Here is a 14,739-nt window from a genome sequence, read left to right on the forward strand (position 1 = left end):
ACTGGCGTCAGGCATCCGCCAATTGGCCAAAGCGGAAGTAGCGTTGCAACGCGTGCGCCAATCCGGCAAAGGCCTCGCGATTGGCTATCACACTGAATCCGCAATCATAATGACCCGGCGTAACGTCCGCCCGACACCAGTGACTGCGCGCTCGAAATACCAGTCGCTGCGATCCAAGCGGATCGTCCAGATCAGGTAGCTGCAGTTCGAGGTCGTATTCCTGATTGAGCATGACCGGCAGCGAGCAGATCAGCATGATGCCATCACGGGAGATATTGCCGATGTAACCAATCGGCCGTCCGTTCCGACTGTTGTAAACACAGAGGTAGGCGCTCAAATGGTGCCGCGGGATACGCCGCTGCTCAATCGAAGGCCCCTGGTTGGAATCCGGAATGACATGCATATCAGCACTGCTCCGCGATTTGTTGCCGCAAAGAGGCTTCAGCCTCCTCCAATCGCGCCCTGGACACTTCGACCCGATTACCGTCAGCATCCTCCTCGTACCAGTAAGCGCGCAGCTCAAACTTGGCGAGCCGCTCGCGAAGATCCTGACACCGCCTCAGACGCTGCTGCTGGCGCTGCGCCTGCAGATCCTGCTGTTGCTGACGCTCCTGCGCCCGGATTTCCGCCAGCCGCTCCATTGACGCTTCGCCCTGGCGTACCCGCTCGTCACGCTCGATTACCTGCGGACGAACCTCAACCTCATCGGCACCAGGTCGTGGCCGTTGCTCAAAATGCACCTGTCCGTCAGCATCCACCCAACGGTAGATCTGGGCATGTGCCTGAAAGCTGCAGAAGACAAGTGCAGCTATGAGCAGCTTGAGGTAAATCATTGACGTTCCCTGCGCAGACGGGTTCTTGAGAATAGCGGACTGCCACTACCTCGCCAAGCTCAGGCAACACCGCCCAGGTCAGTCTGCGACCGGTGGTATGGGCCGTTCAGGATCGTAATGCCCAAGCTGACGCAAGGTTTCAAGCCGCGCAGCAGCCCGATAGCTGTATTCGCTCTTGGGGTGGGTATCGAGCATAAACCGGTATATCTGGATTGCATCCAGATAGAATCCCTGTCGCTCCAGACACTGCCCTCTCAGCAACGAAATCTCGGGCTGCAGATAGGGACGCGAGCGAATCAGGCGCTCGGTCCGCGACAGCTCAGTAATGACCTGCGCGCAGTCACCATCAGCGTAAGCCTCGTAGGCGTTGTCCAAATGCCTCTTGTAGCCACTCGCACCGCAGCCACTCAGCAGCATGGCGGCAATCGGCAACAACCAGAACTTGTTCATGTCTTCCTCCGGAGAATGGCTCTGTATCGGCACGCCACGCCAATTCTTCAGCCTTTCGGCGTTTGATACACGTCAGTGTAAAACGGCGCGGTTTGTTTTAGGCTGAGTAGCTACGGAGTCACTTCGACAACAGGAGTCAGTTGCATGAATATCAAGAACCTGCTGGTGGTGATCGACCCCACCCGTGAACAACAGCAACCCGCGCTGGACAGGGCAACGTCACTGCTCGGACAATTCCCGGGTGCACAGCTTACCCTGATGATCTGTGACTACATCCCGGCGCTCGATGGCGGCCTGCTGTTCGAGTCTGCGGCCCTGGAAAAGGCCCGCGAATCGCTGCTCGCCCATCACCGTGAGTACCTTGAAGAACTGGCAGCCCCGCTGCGGGCAAAGGGCACCGCGGTCGAAACCAAGGCAATCTGGGGCAAACGGCTCGACCGTCATGTGCTGCGTGAAGTGAGCACGCTCAAACCCGATCTGGTACTCAAGGCCACCCGCCATCACAACGTTTTCAAGCGCCTGCTGCTAACCAGCTCCGACTGGCAGTTAATTCGTTACTGTGAGGCACCACTGTGGCTGGTCAAGCGCGGAGACAAGACCATCAAACGCCTGTGCGCCAGTGTTGACCCCCTGCACAGTGCAGACAAACCCGCCGCGCTGGATCAGAAGCTGATCGCCTGTGGCGCCAGCCTGGGCAAACAACTGGGCGCCGGGATCGATCTGGTCCATTGCTACACCCCGCTGCCCCGGACCATGGTATTCGATGCCAGTGTGATTGCCGATTATGAAGGGTACGCGCAGGACGTGAAGCAGCACCACGCAACGGCGTTCAGCCAGCTGCTGGCACGCTCGCCCGCCGAGGGTGCCGAGACCCACCTGCTTGAAGGCGATCCGGAGGAAGCCCTGCCCGGTTTTCTGGAAAAAGAGAACATTGACCTGCTGATCATGGGCGCAGTATCGCGCTCGCGACTGGACAGCGCGCTGATCGGCCATACCGCAGAACGCCTGCTTGATCTGGTACCGTGTGACGTGCTGGTGATCAAACCCGACGGTTTCGTCGACCCAAGCAAGCCCTGACCTGACAGCGGCAGTTGCCTCAGGCGCTGCCGACCTGTCCCGCAGCGTGGGCGAGAGCGGTAATCTCGCCCCAGTGTTGCTGCGCGATCAGTTCGGCCGGGGCAATCCAGCTGCCTCCGACCGCCATCACGTTGGACAGCGCCAGGTACGCAGCCAGGTTGTCCTGCGAGACGCCGCCTGTCGGGCAGAAACGGGCATCCTTGAACGGCCCTGAAAATGCCTTGAGCAAGCCCACACCACCGATAATGTGTGCGGGAAACAGCTTGAAGCGGCGATAGCCAAGGCGATAACCGACCATCAATTCGGATGCTGTGGCGATCCCCGGCAGCAACGGTACCGGTCCGTCCAGCCCGCACTGCAGCAACTCGTCGGTGCAGCCCGGCGTCACCACAAATTGAGCTCCGGCCGCCAGCACCGCCTGATACTGCTCTGCCCCGAGCACAGTGCCTGCCCCTATGGTCAATGCCGGGCGCTCTGCGCGCAGCAGCGCGATCGCCTCAATCCCCAGCGCCGTGCGCAGGGTAATCTCCAGAGTATTCACCCCACCCTCTGCCAAGGCATCAGCCAACGGCAAGACGTCGTCAAGCCGCTCGATATTCAGCAACGGCAGCAGGCGGGTGCGACTGAACAGGGCATCCAGCGTTCGCGTTTTATCAGTCAGTGACGTCATTGGGCTGAGTATCATCCGGGCAGTAGTAAATTTCCATCGGGGCGCGCACTACAGCGCTGATCGGCCAGCGCATAACCTGATTCTCTTCGAGTGCCGTGCATAGCGTCCGCAACTTGGCAGCGCCGCTGATCGACAGCAACCGAAACCGCGCGGAGTTTAGCGCACGCCCGGTCATGGTCAACCTCGGCGAGCCATCGCTGGCCTGACTGGCGACGCAAAGATCGGGGCAATCCGCTGCCAACCACTGCGTCAACTGCGCCGCATGCGGAAACAACGAGGCCGTGTGGCCGTCAACCCCCATACCCAGCACCACCACATCCAGCGGCAACCAGTCTGCCAGTTCCGCACCAGCCTGCACGGCATCGTGCTGCGGCGACACACCTCGGTACAGCGACAACCACTGGGTCTGATCAAACACCGGCGCCAGGCAACGACGCAACAGGCCGGCATTGCTCTGCTGGTCGTACTCCGGTACCCAGCGCTCATCAACCAGCGTCAGGCGAACCCGAGACCAGTCAAGCACATGACGTGCCAGCGCTCGCAGAAACGGGATCGGACTGCGCCCGCCCGACAACGCCAGCGTCGCCTGCCCTCGCGCAGCGATGGCCATACCCAGCCGCTCAGCGACGACCGCAGCCAATTGCTCAGCCTGCTGCGTCGAGTCGTACGCACGCCTCAGCGTGACGCCCCGCTCGGCGAGCAGCGCCTCAATAACGGGCACTATTGATCCGCCGCGCGCAGACTGGCAGTGAAAACGCTGCCACCCTGATCCGCCGGGCTCGCTTCGGCGCGCATAAAGGCAAACAATTCGCGTCCCCAGCCCCGGCGCACTTGCTCAGGCGGCGCTGCCAACGGGCGTCCTTGCCAGTCGGCGGCAGGGTCAACTAGCACCAGCGTGCCGGCATCCGCATCCAGACTGAGCATATCCCCGTCCCGCAGCCTTGCTATCGAACCACCGTGCAGAGCTTCCGGACAAAGGTGAATGGCTGCGGGCACTTTCCCGGAGGCGCCGGACAAGCGTCCGTCGGTCACCAGCGCGACCCGCTGTCCACGATCCTGCATTACTCCCAGATAAGGCATCAAACGGTGCAACTCCGGCATCCCGTTGGCCGCCGGGCCCTGAAAGCGCACCACCGCGATGAGATCTCCGGTCAGCTGACCGGCCTCGAAGGCACTGACAAAATCTGCCTGGCTATCGAATACCCGGCATACAGCAGTGACCTGGCGGTGCGGCTCGGCCACCGCCGACACCTTGACCACCCCCCGCCCCAGCGAGCCGCTGATCAGCCGCAAGCCGCTATCGGCGGCAAAGGGCTGATCGACCCCGCGCAGCACCTGCTCATCGAGACTGGCGGCGACACCCTCACGCCAGATCAGCTTGCCATCTTGCAGCACCGGCTCCTGGGTGTAACGCGCAAGGCCCGGGCCCGCAACGGTCTGCACATCGGCGTGCAGCAAGCCCGCCGTCAACAACTCCCGAAACAGAAACGCAGTGCCACCGGCAGCTTGAAACTGATTGATGTCAGCCTTGCCACTGGGGTAAATGTGCGCCAGCGTCGGCACAACATGCGACAACGACGCCATGTCATCCCAATCGAGCTGCAGGCCGGCTGCCTGACCAATGGCAACCAGGTGCAACGTCAGATTGGTTGATCCGCCGGTGGCCAGCAGCATCACCACCGCATTGATCAGCGCGCGCTCATCCAGCACCTCGGCCAGCCGCACCTTGCCTTCCCCGGCGAGCCGCACGGCTGCCGCTGCGGCCTCTCTGGTCAGCGCATCACGCAGCTCGGTATCAGGCGCGACAAAGGAGGCGCCCGGCAACTGCAGCCCCATCGCCTCAAGCAACATCTGATTGGTATTGGCAGTGCCGTAGAAGGTACAGGTCCCCGGACCATGGTAGGACGCGCTCTCCGCTGCCAACAGCGCTTGGCGGTCCACCTTGCCCTCGGCATAGAGCTGCCGTATGCGCGCCTTTTCACTATTGGGCAAACCACTGGGCATCGGCCCCGAGGGGACAAATACCGTCGGCAGATGACCGAAACGCAGTGCGCCCATCAGCAGACCCGGAACAATCTTGTCGCAGATGCCCAGGCACAAGGTGGCATTGAACATATTGTGAGACAGCGCGATAGCAGTCGACATGGCAATCACATCACGACTGACCAACGACAACTCCATGCCGGGTTCACCCTGGGTCACCCCATCACACATCGCCGGTACACCGCCAGCCACCTGGCCGGTCGCACCCAGGCGACGCAGATGCTGACGCAAAAAATCGGGGTAACGCTCGTACGGCTGGTGCGCCGAGAGCATGTCGTTATAGGCCGTGACGATGCCGATGTTGACCTCGTCCGGCAGCTTCAGACGCTGCTTGTCCTGGGCCGAGCAGGCAGCCATTCCATGAGCCAGATTACCGCAGGAAAGACCCTGTCGGCCGGCCGGGGCATTATCCATCTGCGCCAGATAAGCCGCCCTGGAACGCGCGCTGCGCGCTCTCAGACGTTCGGTCACCTGACTAACCACTGTGTGCATCCCGTCTCTCCTGACCTACTGGTCACAATGCCTATCCGTCAGACGGCATTATGGTCTATTGTATGGCCCTCCCCCAACCCAGCCGCACAAGGACCCCTGCATGTCGTTGCGTCGTACAAAGATTGTCGCCACCCTTGGACCGGCCAGCAGCAGCCCGGAAAAAATCGCCGAACTGATCAAGGCCGGGATGAACGTCGCCCGCCTCAACTTCTCCCACGGCAGTGCCGATGAACATCGTCAGCGCGCACGACTGGTTCGCGACATCGCCGCGGAACAAGGCCAGCATGTTGCCCTGCTGGGTGACCTGCAAGGTCCGAAGATCCGTATCGGCCGTTTTGCCGAGGGCCCAATCAAGCTGGATGTCGGTGACCACTTCCGGCTCTCCACCAGCCATGGCCTGAACGACGGCACCCAGGACATCGTCGGGCTCGACTACCCCGCGCTGGTAGAAGATTGCCGCGCTGGCGACGAGTTGTTGCTGGATGACGGCCGCGTCGTCCTGCTGGTCGAGAGCGTTGGCCGTGACGAAGTGCGTTGCAAGGTCACCACCGGCGGCCCGTTATCGAACAACAAGGGTATCAACCGCCGGGGTGGTGGGCTGTCGGCTCCTGCTCTGACCGACAAGGACCGCGCCGACATTAACCTTGCAGCAGAGCTGCAGATGGAATATGTCGCCGTATCGTTCCCGCGCGACGCGGCCGATATGGAACTGGCCCGCAAACTGCTGCGTGACGCTGAATCCGACGCCTGGCTGGTCGCCAAGATCGAACGCGCCGAAGCCGTTGCCGACGATGTGGCACTCGATGGCCTGATCCAGGCCAGTGATGCAGTCATGGTGGCGCGTGGCGACCTAGGTGTAGAAATCGGCGATGCCGAGCTGGTCGGCATTCAAAAACACATCATCAGCCGTGCGCGTAAGCAGAACAAGACGGTAATCACCGCCACCCAGATGATGGAGTCGATGATCACCAGTCCTCTGCCGACCCGCGCAGAAGTCTCCGACGTCGCCAACGCCGCACTGGATTACACCGATGCAGTCATGCTGTCGGCCGAAACCGCCGCCGGCAGCTACCCGGTTGAAGCCGTAGAAGCAATGGACAGGGTTTGCCGCGGCGCAGAGCGTCAGCCGGTCAGCAAGCGTTCCGGCCATCGGCTGTATCAGGAGTTCGAACGCTGCGATGAAACCATCGCCCTGGCCGCCATGTACGCTGGCAACCACTTCCCTGGCGTCACGGCCATCATCACCCTGACCGAAAGCGGCTACACCCCGCTGATCATGTCGCGTATCCGCTCACATCTGCCGATCTTCGCCCTGTCACCGAACAGCCAGACGCTGGGTCGGGTTTCGTTGATGCGTGGCGTGCAGGCGATCCGCTTCAACCCGGCGGAAATGGCAGCCAGCGACATCAACCAGGCCGCCGTGAACTGTCTGCTGCAGGCCGGTCACGTGCAGCCTGGCGACTGGGTCATCCTGACCAAGGGAGATGTCTACAACTCCCGCGGTGGCACCAACTCGATGAAGCTGCTGCATGTCGGTGAGCGATTGGTGTAACACCACTGGCCATCGCGCGTCCTTTAGCCAGTTCGGCGCCTTCGGCGCCGTCTCGCTAAAGGACTCGATGCATGCCAACACTGTTTTATCGCGCACAACACGCGCTTGATACCTGCCGTACCCTCGATTTTTTCGCACCGCTCCTCATTCGCCTGTACCTCGCGCCCGTCATGTGGATGGCCGGCAGCCGCAAGCTCGCGCACATGGATGCGACCATCGACTGGTTCGATGTCGGCCTCGGCTTACCCCTACCCGCCCTGATGGCATGGCTGGCGACACTGACCGAGCTGGTGGGAACAATCCTGCTTCTGACCGGGCTGGCTGTTCGCTGGATCAGCATCCCGCTCATGATCACCATGCTGGTAGCCCTGTTTACCGTGCACTGGCCGTACGGCTGGCAAGCCATCGCCGACCCGAGTTCACTATTTGCCAACGAGCGGGTTCAGGAATCTGCCGCAAAACTGGCACGTGCTCGTGCGCTGCTCCAAGAGCATGGCAACTACGACTGGCTGACCAGCAGCGGACGTCTGGTCATCCTCAACAACGGTATTGAATTCGCGGCCACCTACTTCGTGATGCTGTTGAGCCTGTTCTTCACCGGCGCCGGACGCTGGGTGAGCATCGATTACTGGCTTACGCGCCGCCTTGGAACGCAGGCATAAAAAAGCCCCGCACCAGGCGGGGCTTCGGTTACCACAGCGAGTCTTACTTGACCTCAACTGCCAGACTTTCGGCAATCTTCTTCTGCCAGATCTGCGGGCCGGTAATGTGCGCGGATTCGCCCGTGCTGTCGACCGCGACAGTAACCGGCATGTCCTGCACTTCGAACTCGTAGATCGCTTCCATACCCAGCTCGGGGAAGGCGATCACATCGGCTTTCTTGATCGCCTGGGCAACCAGGTAGGCTGCACCGCCGACGGCCATCAGATAAACCGCCTTGTGATCCTTGATCGCTTCGATGGCAATCGGGCCGCGTTCGGACTTGCCGATCATGCCCAGCAGGCCAGTCGCTTCAAGGATCTGACGGGTGAACTTGTCCATGCGCGTGGCGGTGGTCGGGCCAGCCGGTCCAACCACCTCGTCGCGTACCGGGTCAACCGGGCCAACGTAGTAGATAAAGCGGCCTTTCAGATCAACCGGCAGCTCTTCGCCCTTGTTCAGCATGTCGACCATGCGCTTGTGCGCAGCGTCGCGGCCGGTCAGCATCTTGCCGGACAGCAGCACGGTTTCACCGCTCTTCCAGCTCAGCACGTCTTCCGGGGTGACCGTGTCGAGGTTGACGCGGCGCACGCCGTCACCCACTTCCCAGGTGATTTCCGGGTAGGCATCCATCGGCGGCGCTTTCAGCTCGGCTGGGCCACTGCCGTCGAGCACGAAGTGCGCGTGACGGGTTGCAGCACAGTTGGGGATCATGCAGACCGGCAGGCTGGCTGCATGGGTCGGGTAATCCTTGATTTTGATGTCCAGCACGGTGGTCAGACCACCCAGACCTTGCGCACCGATACCCAGCGCGTTGACCTTGTCCATGATCTCCAGACGCAGCTCTTCGGCGCGGTTCTGCGGGCCACGGGCACGCAGTTCATGGATATCGATCGGGTCCATCAGCGCTTCTTTGGCCATCACGGCGGCCTTCTCGGCGGTACCGCCGATACCGATACCGAGCATGCCCGGCGGACACCAGCCAGCGCCCATGGTCGGAACCGTCTTGACGACCCAGTCAACGATCGAGTCGGACGGGTTGAGCATAACCATCTTGGACTTGTTCTCGGACCCGCCGCCCTTGGCCGCGACATCGACTTCTACCTTGTCGCCCGGGACGATCTGGTAGTGGATGACCGCCGGGGTGTTGTCCTTGGTGTTGGTGCGCTTGCCGGCCGGATCGGCCAGGATGGAGGCACGCAGGACGTTGTCCGGGTTGTTGTAGGCGCGGCGCACGCCTTCGTTGATCATGTCGTCCAGGCTCATGGTGGCGCCGTCCCAGCTGACGTTCATGCCGACCTTGACGAACACGGTGACGATACCGGTGTCCTGACAAATCGGACGGTGACCGGTGGCGCACATGCGGGAGTTGATCAGAATCTGCGCGATGGCATCCTTCGCCGCCTTGGACTCTTCACGCTCATAGGCTTCGTGTACTGCCTGGATGAAGTCGACCGGGTGGTAATAGGAAATGTATTGCAGCGCGTCGGCTACGCTCTGGATCAGATCGTCTTGCTTGATTACGGCCATGCTCGGACAGGCTCCTCTATTTGACCGCCGGACCTGGACATACCCCGGGTCCGGCTCACGGAATCAGGCAGGCACCGACGTCACGGCCGGCAGTCCTGAAAAAATGCGCTGGCAAGTATACCTGAGCTTGGGAAGCGCGAAACAACCTCTTACGTTCCACCCTGACAGCCGGGCCGGCAAGTACCGCGTGTCCGGACCTGCCAGTCGGAAAGCCGTCACAGTTGCGGCAGGAAAAGTGAAAAGAACTTGCAAAACAGCCACCAACCGATAAATTGACGTCATATTGCCATCACAAAAAAAAGAGGCAACGAACGTGGCCGAAATGCAGGACGCACAGAACGCCAAGTTCCAGAAGCTGCGTCTACAGCGCTTCTATCTGGCTCAGCTCAACTACCTGATCACCTACATCGTGATCAGCGTTGCTTGGTTCGCCGGGCAGTATCAGGGCTCAATCTGGCTGATGCTCAGCCACATTGGCCTGGGTCTGGGCACCCAGTCGGTATTCTTTGCGCTAATGCGTAGCAACTGGAATCTGCGGCTCAACGACCCGAGCATGACTAACGCGCAGATTGCCGTGGCGATTCTGCTGATTACCTACCTGCTCGCCTTCGCCGGTCCACTGCGCGGCAGCCTGATCATGATCTACGCCAATATCATGGTCTTCGGCATATTCCAGCTGTCGCGCCGCGACTTTCTGATTCACTCGGGGTTGGCGCTGGTCTGTTTTGGCGCGCTGATCACCATCGAACAGCATTACCAGGCCGATACCCAGAGATTCACCCTCAATCTGGTCGAATGGTTCATTCTCGCCTGTTTTCTGGCTGGACTGAGCATGACCGGCAGCTACATCAGGGAACTGCGCGAGCGCCTGCAGCAGCGCCACAATACCCTGCAGGCGCACCAGGAAACCCTCCGCGGCATGATGGGCCAATTGCAAAACCTCGCTACCACCGACCCGTTGACCGGGCTGGCCAATCGCCGGCACTTTATTCAGGAGGCCCAGCGCCGGATGACGCTGATGCGCCCGACCCAGCAAATCGGGATCGCCCTGATCGATCTCGATCACTTCAAGCGCATCAATGACTTGTATGGCCATGCCGCAGGAGATCAGGTGCTGCAGGGGTTTGCCACGCTGGCCAACTCTACCCTGCGCGACGGCGACCTGATTGCCCGCTTTGGCGGAGAAGAGTTTGTATTGCTGCTCGGCAATGCCAACGAGAACGCGCTGTTTCAATGCGTAGAGCGACTGCGGCTGCGTTTTGCTGAACAGGTATTTGATGGCCTGCCCGAAGGCGTACACTGTACCTTCTCCGCTGGTCTGGCCCTGCTGCAGCCGGAGGACGATTTCGAGGTCTGCCTGAACGACGCCGACCAGGCGCTCTACCTGGCCAAAAACAGCGGGCGCAACCGCAGCGAGATGCACCAGCCGAGCTATGCCTGATATTCAGATCAAGGACCGCCACCTGCAGGTTGCTAGCGGCAGCAACCTGCTCGATGCCCTGCGTCAGGCCGATCTGCCGATCAACTGGTCATGCCGTGCCGGCCAATGCCACAGCTGCCTGGTCCAGAACCGAGGCTTCGCCGACTTGAGCGCCGCCCAGCGGGGCCTGTCACCCGAGCAACAGGCAGACGGCTGGCTGCTGGCCTGCCAGTGCCGCGTCGAACAGGACTTGCAACTGCACCTGCACGACCCCACCCGCGATAGCCTGCCGGCGACCATCGAACGGCTGGAAGCGCTACCCGGCATGGTCATCCGTCTGCGACTGCGGCCGGCCCGGGTCATGCGCTATAAGGCGGGCCAGCATCTGGTTATCTGGCTCACGCCACAACTGGCGCGCACCTTCTCACTGGCCAGCCTGCCCGGCGAGCCGCTGCTGGAATTTCATCTGCAGGATCGCGAAGACAGCACCTTTTGCCGCGCCCTGCGCAAGCTGCCGCTTGGCACCACCTGCCACATCGGCGCACCCGCCGGCCATCTCAACTACGACCCAGCCTGGCACGACCAACCACTATTGCTGCTGTCGGCTGGCACCGGACTCGCGCCGCTGCAGGCAATCGCCCGCAGCGCCCTTGCCGCAGGGCACAGTGCGCCAATCGAGCTTTGGCACTGGCAGGCCCATGGCGAGCCCTGCTACCTGCAGTCTGCGCTGGAGGCATTGGCAGAGCAGCACCCTCAACTCCAATTGCAGTTACGACCACGCAGTGAACTAGACACAGATCTGGGCCGACTCAAATCCCCGGGGCGCGGTGCACTGGCGCTGATCTGCGGCTCGCCAACCTTTATCGAGCTGCTGCGCAAACCTCTGTTCATGGCCGGGTTGGCCGGTCGCCAGATTCTCGACGAGGCCTTCCTCAGCCGCAGCAACTAAACGCAACGCGCAATATTGCGTTTATGGGCCTGCATTCGTAAGACACAGGGTTGTGGGTTGGCTACCCAAAGCATGCGAATATGCCCTCCACCCCAATTACCCGAGCAATAAGTGGAGTACACCGTGAGCGAACACCTGCTGATCGACCGCAGCGAGGGCGTGCTGACCCTGACGCTGAATCGCGCCGACAAGAAAAATGCCCTGACCCGTGACATGTATGGCGTCATGGGCGAGGCCATCAACGCCGCGCAAGACGACGCCAGTATTCGCGCCGTCGTCATCCAGGGCAGCACCGAGTGCTTCACCAGCGGTAACGACGTTGCAGACTTCATCAACAACGAACGTAGCGGCACCGACAGCCCGGTGTACATCTTTCTCAAGGCCATCTGCCACGCCAGCAAACCGCTGATTGCTGCGGTCAATGGCCCGGCGGTCGGTATCGGCACCACCATGCTGCTGCACTGCGACCTGATTTACGCCGCCGAGAACGCTCGCCTGAAAATGCCATTCGTCAATCTGGGGCTATGCCCGGAAGCCGGCTCCAGCTTCCTGCTACCGCGCCTGCTTGGCCATCCTCGCGCGGCCGAGTTGCTGCTGCTCGGTGAAGAAATCAGTGGCACCCGCGCGGCCGAGATTGGCCTGGTCAACCAAGCGCTGCCGGCTGGTGAGACGGTGCTGCAGGCCGCTCGCAAGGCTGCACTGCGTATCGCCGAGCAACCGCCCGGATCGGTCCGTTTGACCAAGCAACTGATCCGCGCCGGTATCAGCCGCACCGCCGATGAGGTCATGGAAACCGAAGGTCAACACTTTGCCCAGCTACTGGGCGGTGCCGAGGCCAAGGAAGCCCTCACGGCGTTTATGGAGAAGCGTAAGCCGGTGTTTGCCTGATTTACCCCGCCACCGGCCTCCCCTGGGGGCCGGTGCAGGCTGTTTACCTAACGCGGAATGCCGAACAGCCACATCACTGATCGATTGATCTGCCCCCAGAAGCGAATTTTGAAGCGATGCCACAGCGCCAGTTGGCGCCAGCCAGCCAGCGTCCAGAGATCGCTTTCGGCAAAGTCCTGCTCGAAGCTTTCGGCCACCGCCTGCACCAGATCAGGGTCAACCGCCTGCTGGTTGGCTTCCAGGTTCCAGTGCAACGTCCAATGATCAAAGTTGCAGGAACCGAGCGACACCCAGTCATCGACCAGCGCCGTTTTCAGGTGGGTAAAGCGTGGCTGGTACTCATAGATGCGCACCCCTGCCTTGAGCAGTCTGGTGTAAAAGCGCTGACCGGCGTAGCGCACAGGCGGATGATCAATGGTCATGCCGCACAGCAGTAAACGTACATCAACGCCGCGCTTGGCAGCCCGCGCCAATGCCCGGCGAATCCGCCAGGAAGGCAAAAAATACGGTGTTGCCAGCCAGACCCGCTGTTCCGCTCGGCGCAGCGCGGCCAGCAGTGATACAACGACCTCCTTCTGCTCGCGCGCACCAATGTAGGAAACACGGCCATGCCCAGACCCGCCATCGGGCACCGGTGGAACATGCACCCGCCGGACGGCTGACAGACCGCGATTCTCACGTTGCCCACCCTGCTGCCACATACGCTCAAACAGGTCCGCCCAGTCTTCGACTACCGGCCCCTCAACTTCGAGCATCTGCTCGTGCCAGGGCGTTCTTCCGGTTTCAGGGTCAAGCTGGCAGAACGGATCGGTGATGCCGGAGCCGCCGACGTAAGCCAGGCGGTCATCGATAATGAACAGCTTGCGGTGATCACGATGAAAAAGGCGGTGCCCGCTGAACAGGCTGGAAGGATTGTAGAACTGCAGCTCAACACCCATCTGCTCCAGTTCGCGCCGCTCACTGCGGCTCAAGCCATCGGTGCCGATGGCATCCAGCAGACAGCGCACCCGCACACCCCGCTGGCGCACGCGCTGCAACACATCCAGCCACTGTCGGGTGCTGCGGCCGGAATCCACCAGATACAACTCAATATCAATGCGCTCAATCGCCTGATCAAGCGCAGCAAGAATGCGCGGGAAGAAATTGTCGCCGTCAATCAGCAACTCGAACCGGTTGCCGGTCCGCCATTGGTACACCCGCGCAGTCATGTCTCTCCCTGTCTTACGAGGGAATGCGGTAATCCTCCTGCGTCAGCAGATCGAGACCGCACTCCAGATTACTGATCCAGTCGAGGAACGCAGAGATGGTAACCGGATCGCCGAACGGACGCCCATGCTGCGGCACAATCATCTTCGGCTTCAACTGCCGAACCATATTGGCCCACAGGCGGCAAGCCTTGTTGCCCGCCATGTAACGCCGATGAAACCCTTCCATCGTGTTCTTGTGAGTGGCGAAGTCGGTCACAGGTTCCGCGTCATCCACCATCGAGGCTCCCATATCACCGGAGAACAAGATGCCACTGACCGGATCATAGAAGTGCAGGTTGCCCACCGAATGCAGGAAGTGAGCAGGCAGTACCTTGATGACGCTCTGCCCCAGTGCCACGTCCATGCCGCGATCGGGCACGGCGATCATCCGCTCGGTGGTCGTCATGCCGGTGTGCTTGGTCAGAAAGCCCGCACTCAAGTGCGGTAAAAAGCGCGCCCACAGTTTGGAGCAGACCACGCGGCAATTGGTGTGCAGGAACCACTTGTCCAGCGAAGCGATGATGTCCGGATCCTGGTGCGAGGCAAACACATAGGTCAACTCACGCAGCGGTATGTAACGGCTGACAGCCATCGACAGCGGGGTGTACGTAAGGTCCCCACCCGGATCAAGCAACGCGTGCTGATCATGATCAATGATCAGGAACTGGTTGGACTGCACGCCATCCCCAGTAACCAGTTGGTCGAAGCAGAGCACCTGATGCGAACCGTTATCGAACAATACTCTGGGCGGACTCGCCATAGACAATCACCTTAACCTGCATTGGAGAGAGAATGTTCAGAGTGTATACGCCGACCGCCTGTCCGCCAGTGACCTGCATCAAGAGAAGCGACCGTCACATGATCGTCATCCGTTCTTCACAACTCTGAC

The 14,739-nt window shown here is 61.0% G+C and carries 15 protein-coding genes; 6 read left to right on the forward strand and 9 right to left on the reverse strand.

Going from position 1 to position 14,739, the window contains the following annotated elements; translation table 11 throughout:
- Positions 1–7 precede the first annotated feature (7 nt).
- From ACKPCU_RS15445 to ACKPCU_RS15455, 3 genes are all read right to left on the reverse strand, one after another.
- On the reverse strand, positions 8–403 hold the full coding sequence (locus ACKPCU_RS15445; RefSeq protein ID WP_170063024.1) for a PilZ domain-containing protein: 396 nt from the start codon (positions 401–403) through the stop codon (positions 8–10).
- 1 nt (position 404) lies between these two features.
- Positions 405–833 carry a DUF4124 domain-containing protein gene (locus ACKPCU_RS15450; protein ID WP_321348075.1) on the reverse strand — a complete coding sequence of 143 codons (429 nt, stop codon included), beginning with the start codon at positions 831–833 and terminating at the stop codon, positions 405–407.
- A 78-nt stretch (positions 834–911) separates the two neighbouring features.
- Positions 912–1,283 carry a tetratricopeptide repeat protein gene (locus ACKPCU_RS15455; protein WP_104737868.1) on the reverse strand — a complete coding sequence of 124 codons (372 nt, stop codon included), beginning with the start codon at positions 1,281–1,283 and terminating at the stop codon, positions 912–914.
- 144 nt (positions 1,284–1,427) lie between these two features.
- Here ACKPCU_RS15455 and ACKPCU_RS15460 point away from each other — a divergent pair, with 144 nt between their 5' ends.
- On the forward strand, positions 1,428–2,360 hold the full coding sequence (locus tag ACKPCU_RS15460; protein ID WP_104737869.1) for a universal stress protein: 933 nt from the start codon (positions 1,428–1,430) through the stop codon (positions 2,358–2,360).
- Positions 2,361–2,379: 19 nt separating this feature from the next.
- Here the strand turns inward: ACKPCU_RS15460 and ACKPCU_RS15465 are convergent, their stop codons facing one another.
- The 3 genes from ACKPCU_RS15465 to edd are packed head-to-tail and all read right to left on the reverse strand — an operon-like array spanning position 2,380 to position 5,565.
- Positions 2,380–3,030, reverse strand: a complete 651-nt coding sequence (locus ACKPCU_RS15465; RefSeq protein ID WP_321348077.1) for a bifunctional 4-hydroxy-2-oxoglutarate aldolase/2-dehydro-3-deoxy-phosphogluconate aldolase — start codon at positions 3,028–3,030, stop codon at positions 2,380–2,382.
- The gene (gene pgl, locus ACKPCU_RS15470) at positions 3,014–3,751 is read right to left on the reverse strand and encodes a 6-phosphogluconolactonase (RefSeq protein WP_321348080.1); all 738 of its coding nucleotides are present in this window, start codon (positions 3,749–3,751) and stop codon (positions 3,014–3,016) included. Before pgl ends, ACKPCU_RS15465 begins: the two co-directional genes overlap by 17 nt.
- Complete coding sequence (gene edd / locus ACKPCU_RS15475) at positions 3,751–5,565, reverse strand: phosphogluconate dehydratase (RefSeq protein ID WP_321348082.1); 1,815 nt, start codon at positions 5,563–5,565, stop codon at positions 3,751–3,753. The genes pgl and edd overlap by 1 nt, the downstream gene beginning before the upstream one ends.
- 100 nt (positions 5,566–5,665) lie before the next feature.
- On the opposite strand from edd, the gene pyk reads away from it, so the two are divergent.
- Complete coding sequence (gene pyk / locus ACKPCU_RS15480; RefSeq protein ID WP_321348084.1) at positions 5,666–7,117, forward strand: pyruvate kinase; 1,452 nt, start codon at positions 5,666–5,668, stop codon at positions 7,115–7,117.
- A 71-nt stretch (positions 7,118–7,188) separates the two neighbouring features.
- A complete protein-coding gene (locus tag ACKPCU_RS15485; RefSeq protein WP_321348085.1) occupies positions 7,189–7,779 on the forward strand; it encodes an HvfX family Cu-binding RiPP maturation protein in 591 nt (196 codons plus the stop codon).
- A 43-nt stretch (positions 7,780–7,822) separates the two neighbouring features.
- On the opposite strand, the gene ACKPCU_RS15490 is transcribed toward ACKPCU_RS15485, so the two are convergent.
- Entirely contained in the window at positions 7,823–9,346 is a 1,524-nt protein-coding gene (locus ACKPCU_RS15490) for a fumarate hydratase (RefSeq protein ID WP_104737875.1), read from the reverse strand.
- Positions 9,347–9,668: 322 nt separating this feature from the next.
- Here ACKPCU_RS15490 and ACKPCU_RS15495 point away from each other — a divergent pair, with 322 nt between their 5' ends.
- From ACKPCU_RS15495 to ACKPCU_RS15505, 3 genes are all read left to right on the forward strand, one after another.
- The gene (locus ACKPCU_RS15495) at positions 9,669–10,787 is read left to right on the forward strand and encodes a GGDEF domain-containing protein (RefSeq protein ID WP_321351847.1); all 1,119 of its coding nucleotides are present in this window, start codon (positions 9,669–9,671) and stop codon (positions 10,785–10,787) included.
- Complete coding sequence (locus ACKPCU_RS15500; RefSeq protein ID WP_321348088.1) at positions 10,780–11,715, forward strand: 2Fe-2S iron-sulfur cluster-binding protein; 936 nt, start codon at positions 10,780–10,782, stop codon at positions 11,713–11,715. The genes ACKPCU_RS15495 and ACKPCU_RS15500 overlap by 8 nt, the downstream gene beginning before the upstream one ends.
- 123 nt (positions 11,716–11,838) lie before the next feature.
- A complete protein-coding gene (locus ACKPCU_RS15505) occupies positions 11,839–12,603 on the forward strand; it encodes an enoyl-CoA hydratase (RefSeq protein ID WP_104737878.1) in 765 nt (254 codons plus the stop codon).
- 47 nt (positions 12,604–12,650) lie between these two features.
- Here ACKPCU_RS15505 and ACKPCU_RS15510 read toward each other — a convergent pair whose 3' ends face one another.
- Positions 12,651–13,811, reverse strand: a complete 1,161-nt coding sequence (locus tag ACKPCU_RS15510) for a phospholipase D-like domain-containing protein (RefSeq protein WP_321348090.1) — start codon at positions 13,809–13,811, stop codon at positions 12,651–12,653.
- Positions 13,812–13,824: 13 nt separating this feature from the next.
- Positions 13,825–14,610 carry an oxygen-binding di-iron domain-containing protein gene (locus ACKPCU_RS15515; RefSeq protein WP_104737880.1) on the reverse strand — a complete coding sequence of 262 codons (786 nt, stop codon included), beginning with the start codon at positions 14,608–14,610 and terminating at the stop codon, positions 13,825–13,827.
- Positions 14,611–14,739: the final 129 nt, after the last annotated feature.

Source organism: Halopseudomonas oceani, assembly GCF_963677335.1.
GTDB classification, from domain to species: Bacteria; Pseudomonadota; Gammaproteobacteria; order Pseudomonadales; family Pseudomonadaceae; genus Halopseudomonas; species Halopseudomonas oceani.

Coding starts and splice junctions, on each gene's coding strand:
- ACKPCU_RS15445 (WP_170063024.1), bottom strand. CDS start 403: ATGCATGTCATTCCGGATTCCAACCAGGGGCCTTCGATTGAGCAGCGG.
- ACKPCU_RS15450 (WP_321348075.1), bottom strand. CDS start 833: ATGATTTACCTCAAGCTGCTCATAGCTGCACTTGTCTTCTGCAGCTTT.
- ACKPCU_RS15455 (WP_104737868.1), bottom strand. CDS start 1,283: ATGAACAAGTTCTGGTTGTTGCCGATTGCCGCCATGCTGCTGAGTGGC.
- ACKPCU_RS15460 (WP_104737869.1), top strand. CDS start 1,428: ATGAATATCAAGAACCTGCTGGTGGTGATCGACCCCACCCGTGAACAA.
- ACKPCU_RS15465 (WP_321348077.1), bottom strand. CDS start 3,030: ATGACGTCACTGACTGATAAAACGCGAACGCTGGATGCCCTGTTCAGT.
- edd (WP_321348082.1), bottom strand. CDS start 5,565: ATGCACACAGTGGTTAGTCAGGTGACCGAACGTCTGAGAGCGCGCAGC.
- pyk (WP_321348084.1), top strand. CDS start 5,666: ATGTCGTTGCGTCGTACAAAGATTGTCGCCACCCTTGGACCGGCCAGC.
- ACKPCU_RS15485 (WP_321348085.1), top strand. CDS start 7,189: ATGCCAACACTGTTTTATCGCGCACAACACGCGCTTGATACCTGCCGT.
- ACKPCU_RS15490 (WP_104737875.1), bottom strand. CDS start 9,346: ATGGCCGTAATCAAGCAAGACGATCTGATCCAGAGCGTAGCCGACGCG.
- ACKPCU_RS15495 (WP_321351847.1), top strand. CDS start 9,669: ATGCAGGACGCACAGAACGCCAAGTTCCAGAAGCTGCGTCTACAGCGC.
- ACKPCU_RS15500 (WP_321348088.1), top strand. CDS start 10,780: ATGCCTGATATTCAGATCAAGGACCGCCACCTGCAGGTTGCTAGCGGC.
- ACKPCU_RS15510 (WP_321348090.1), bottom strand. CDS start 13,811: ATGACTGCGCGGGTGTACCAATGGCGGACCGGCAACCGGTTCGAGTTG.
- ACKPCU_RS15515 (WP_104737880.1), bottom strand. CDS start 14,610: ATGGCGAGTCCGCCCAGAGTATTGTTCGATAACGGTTCGCATCAGGTG.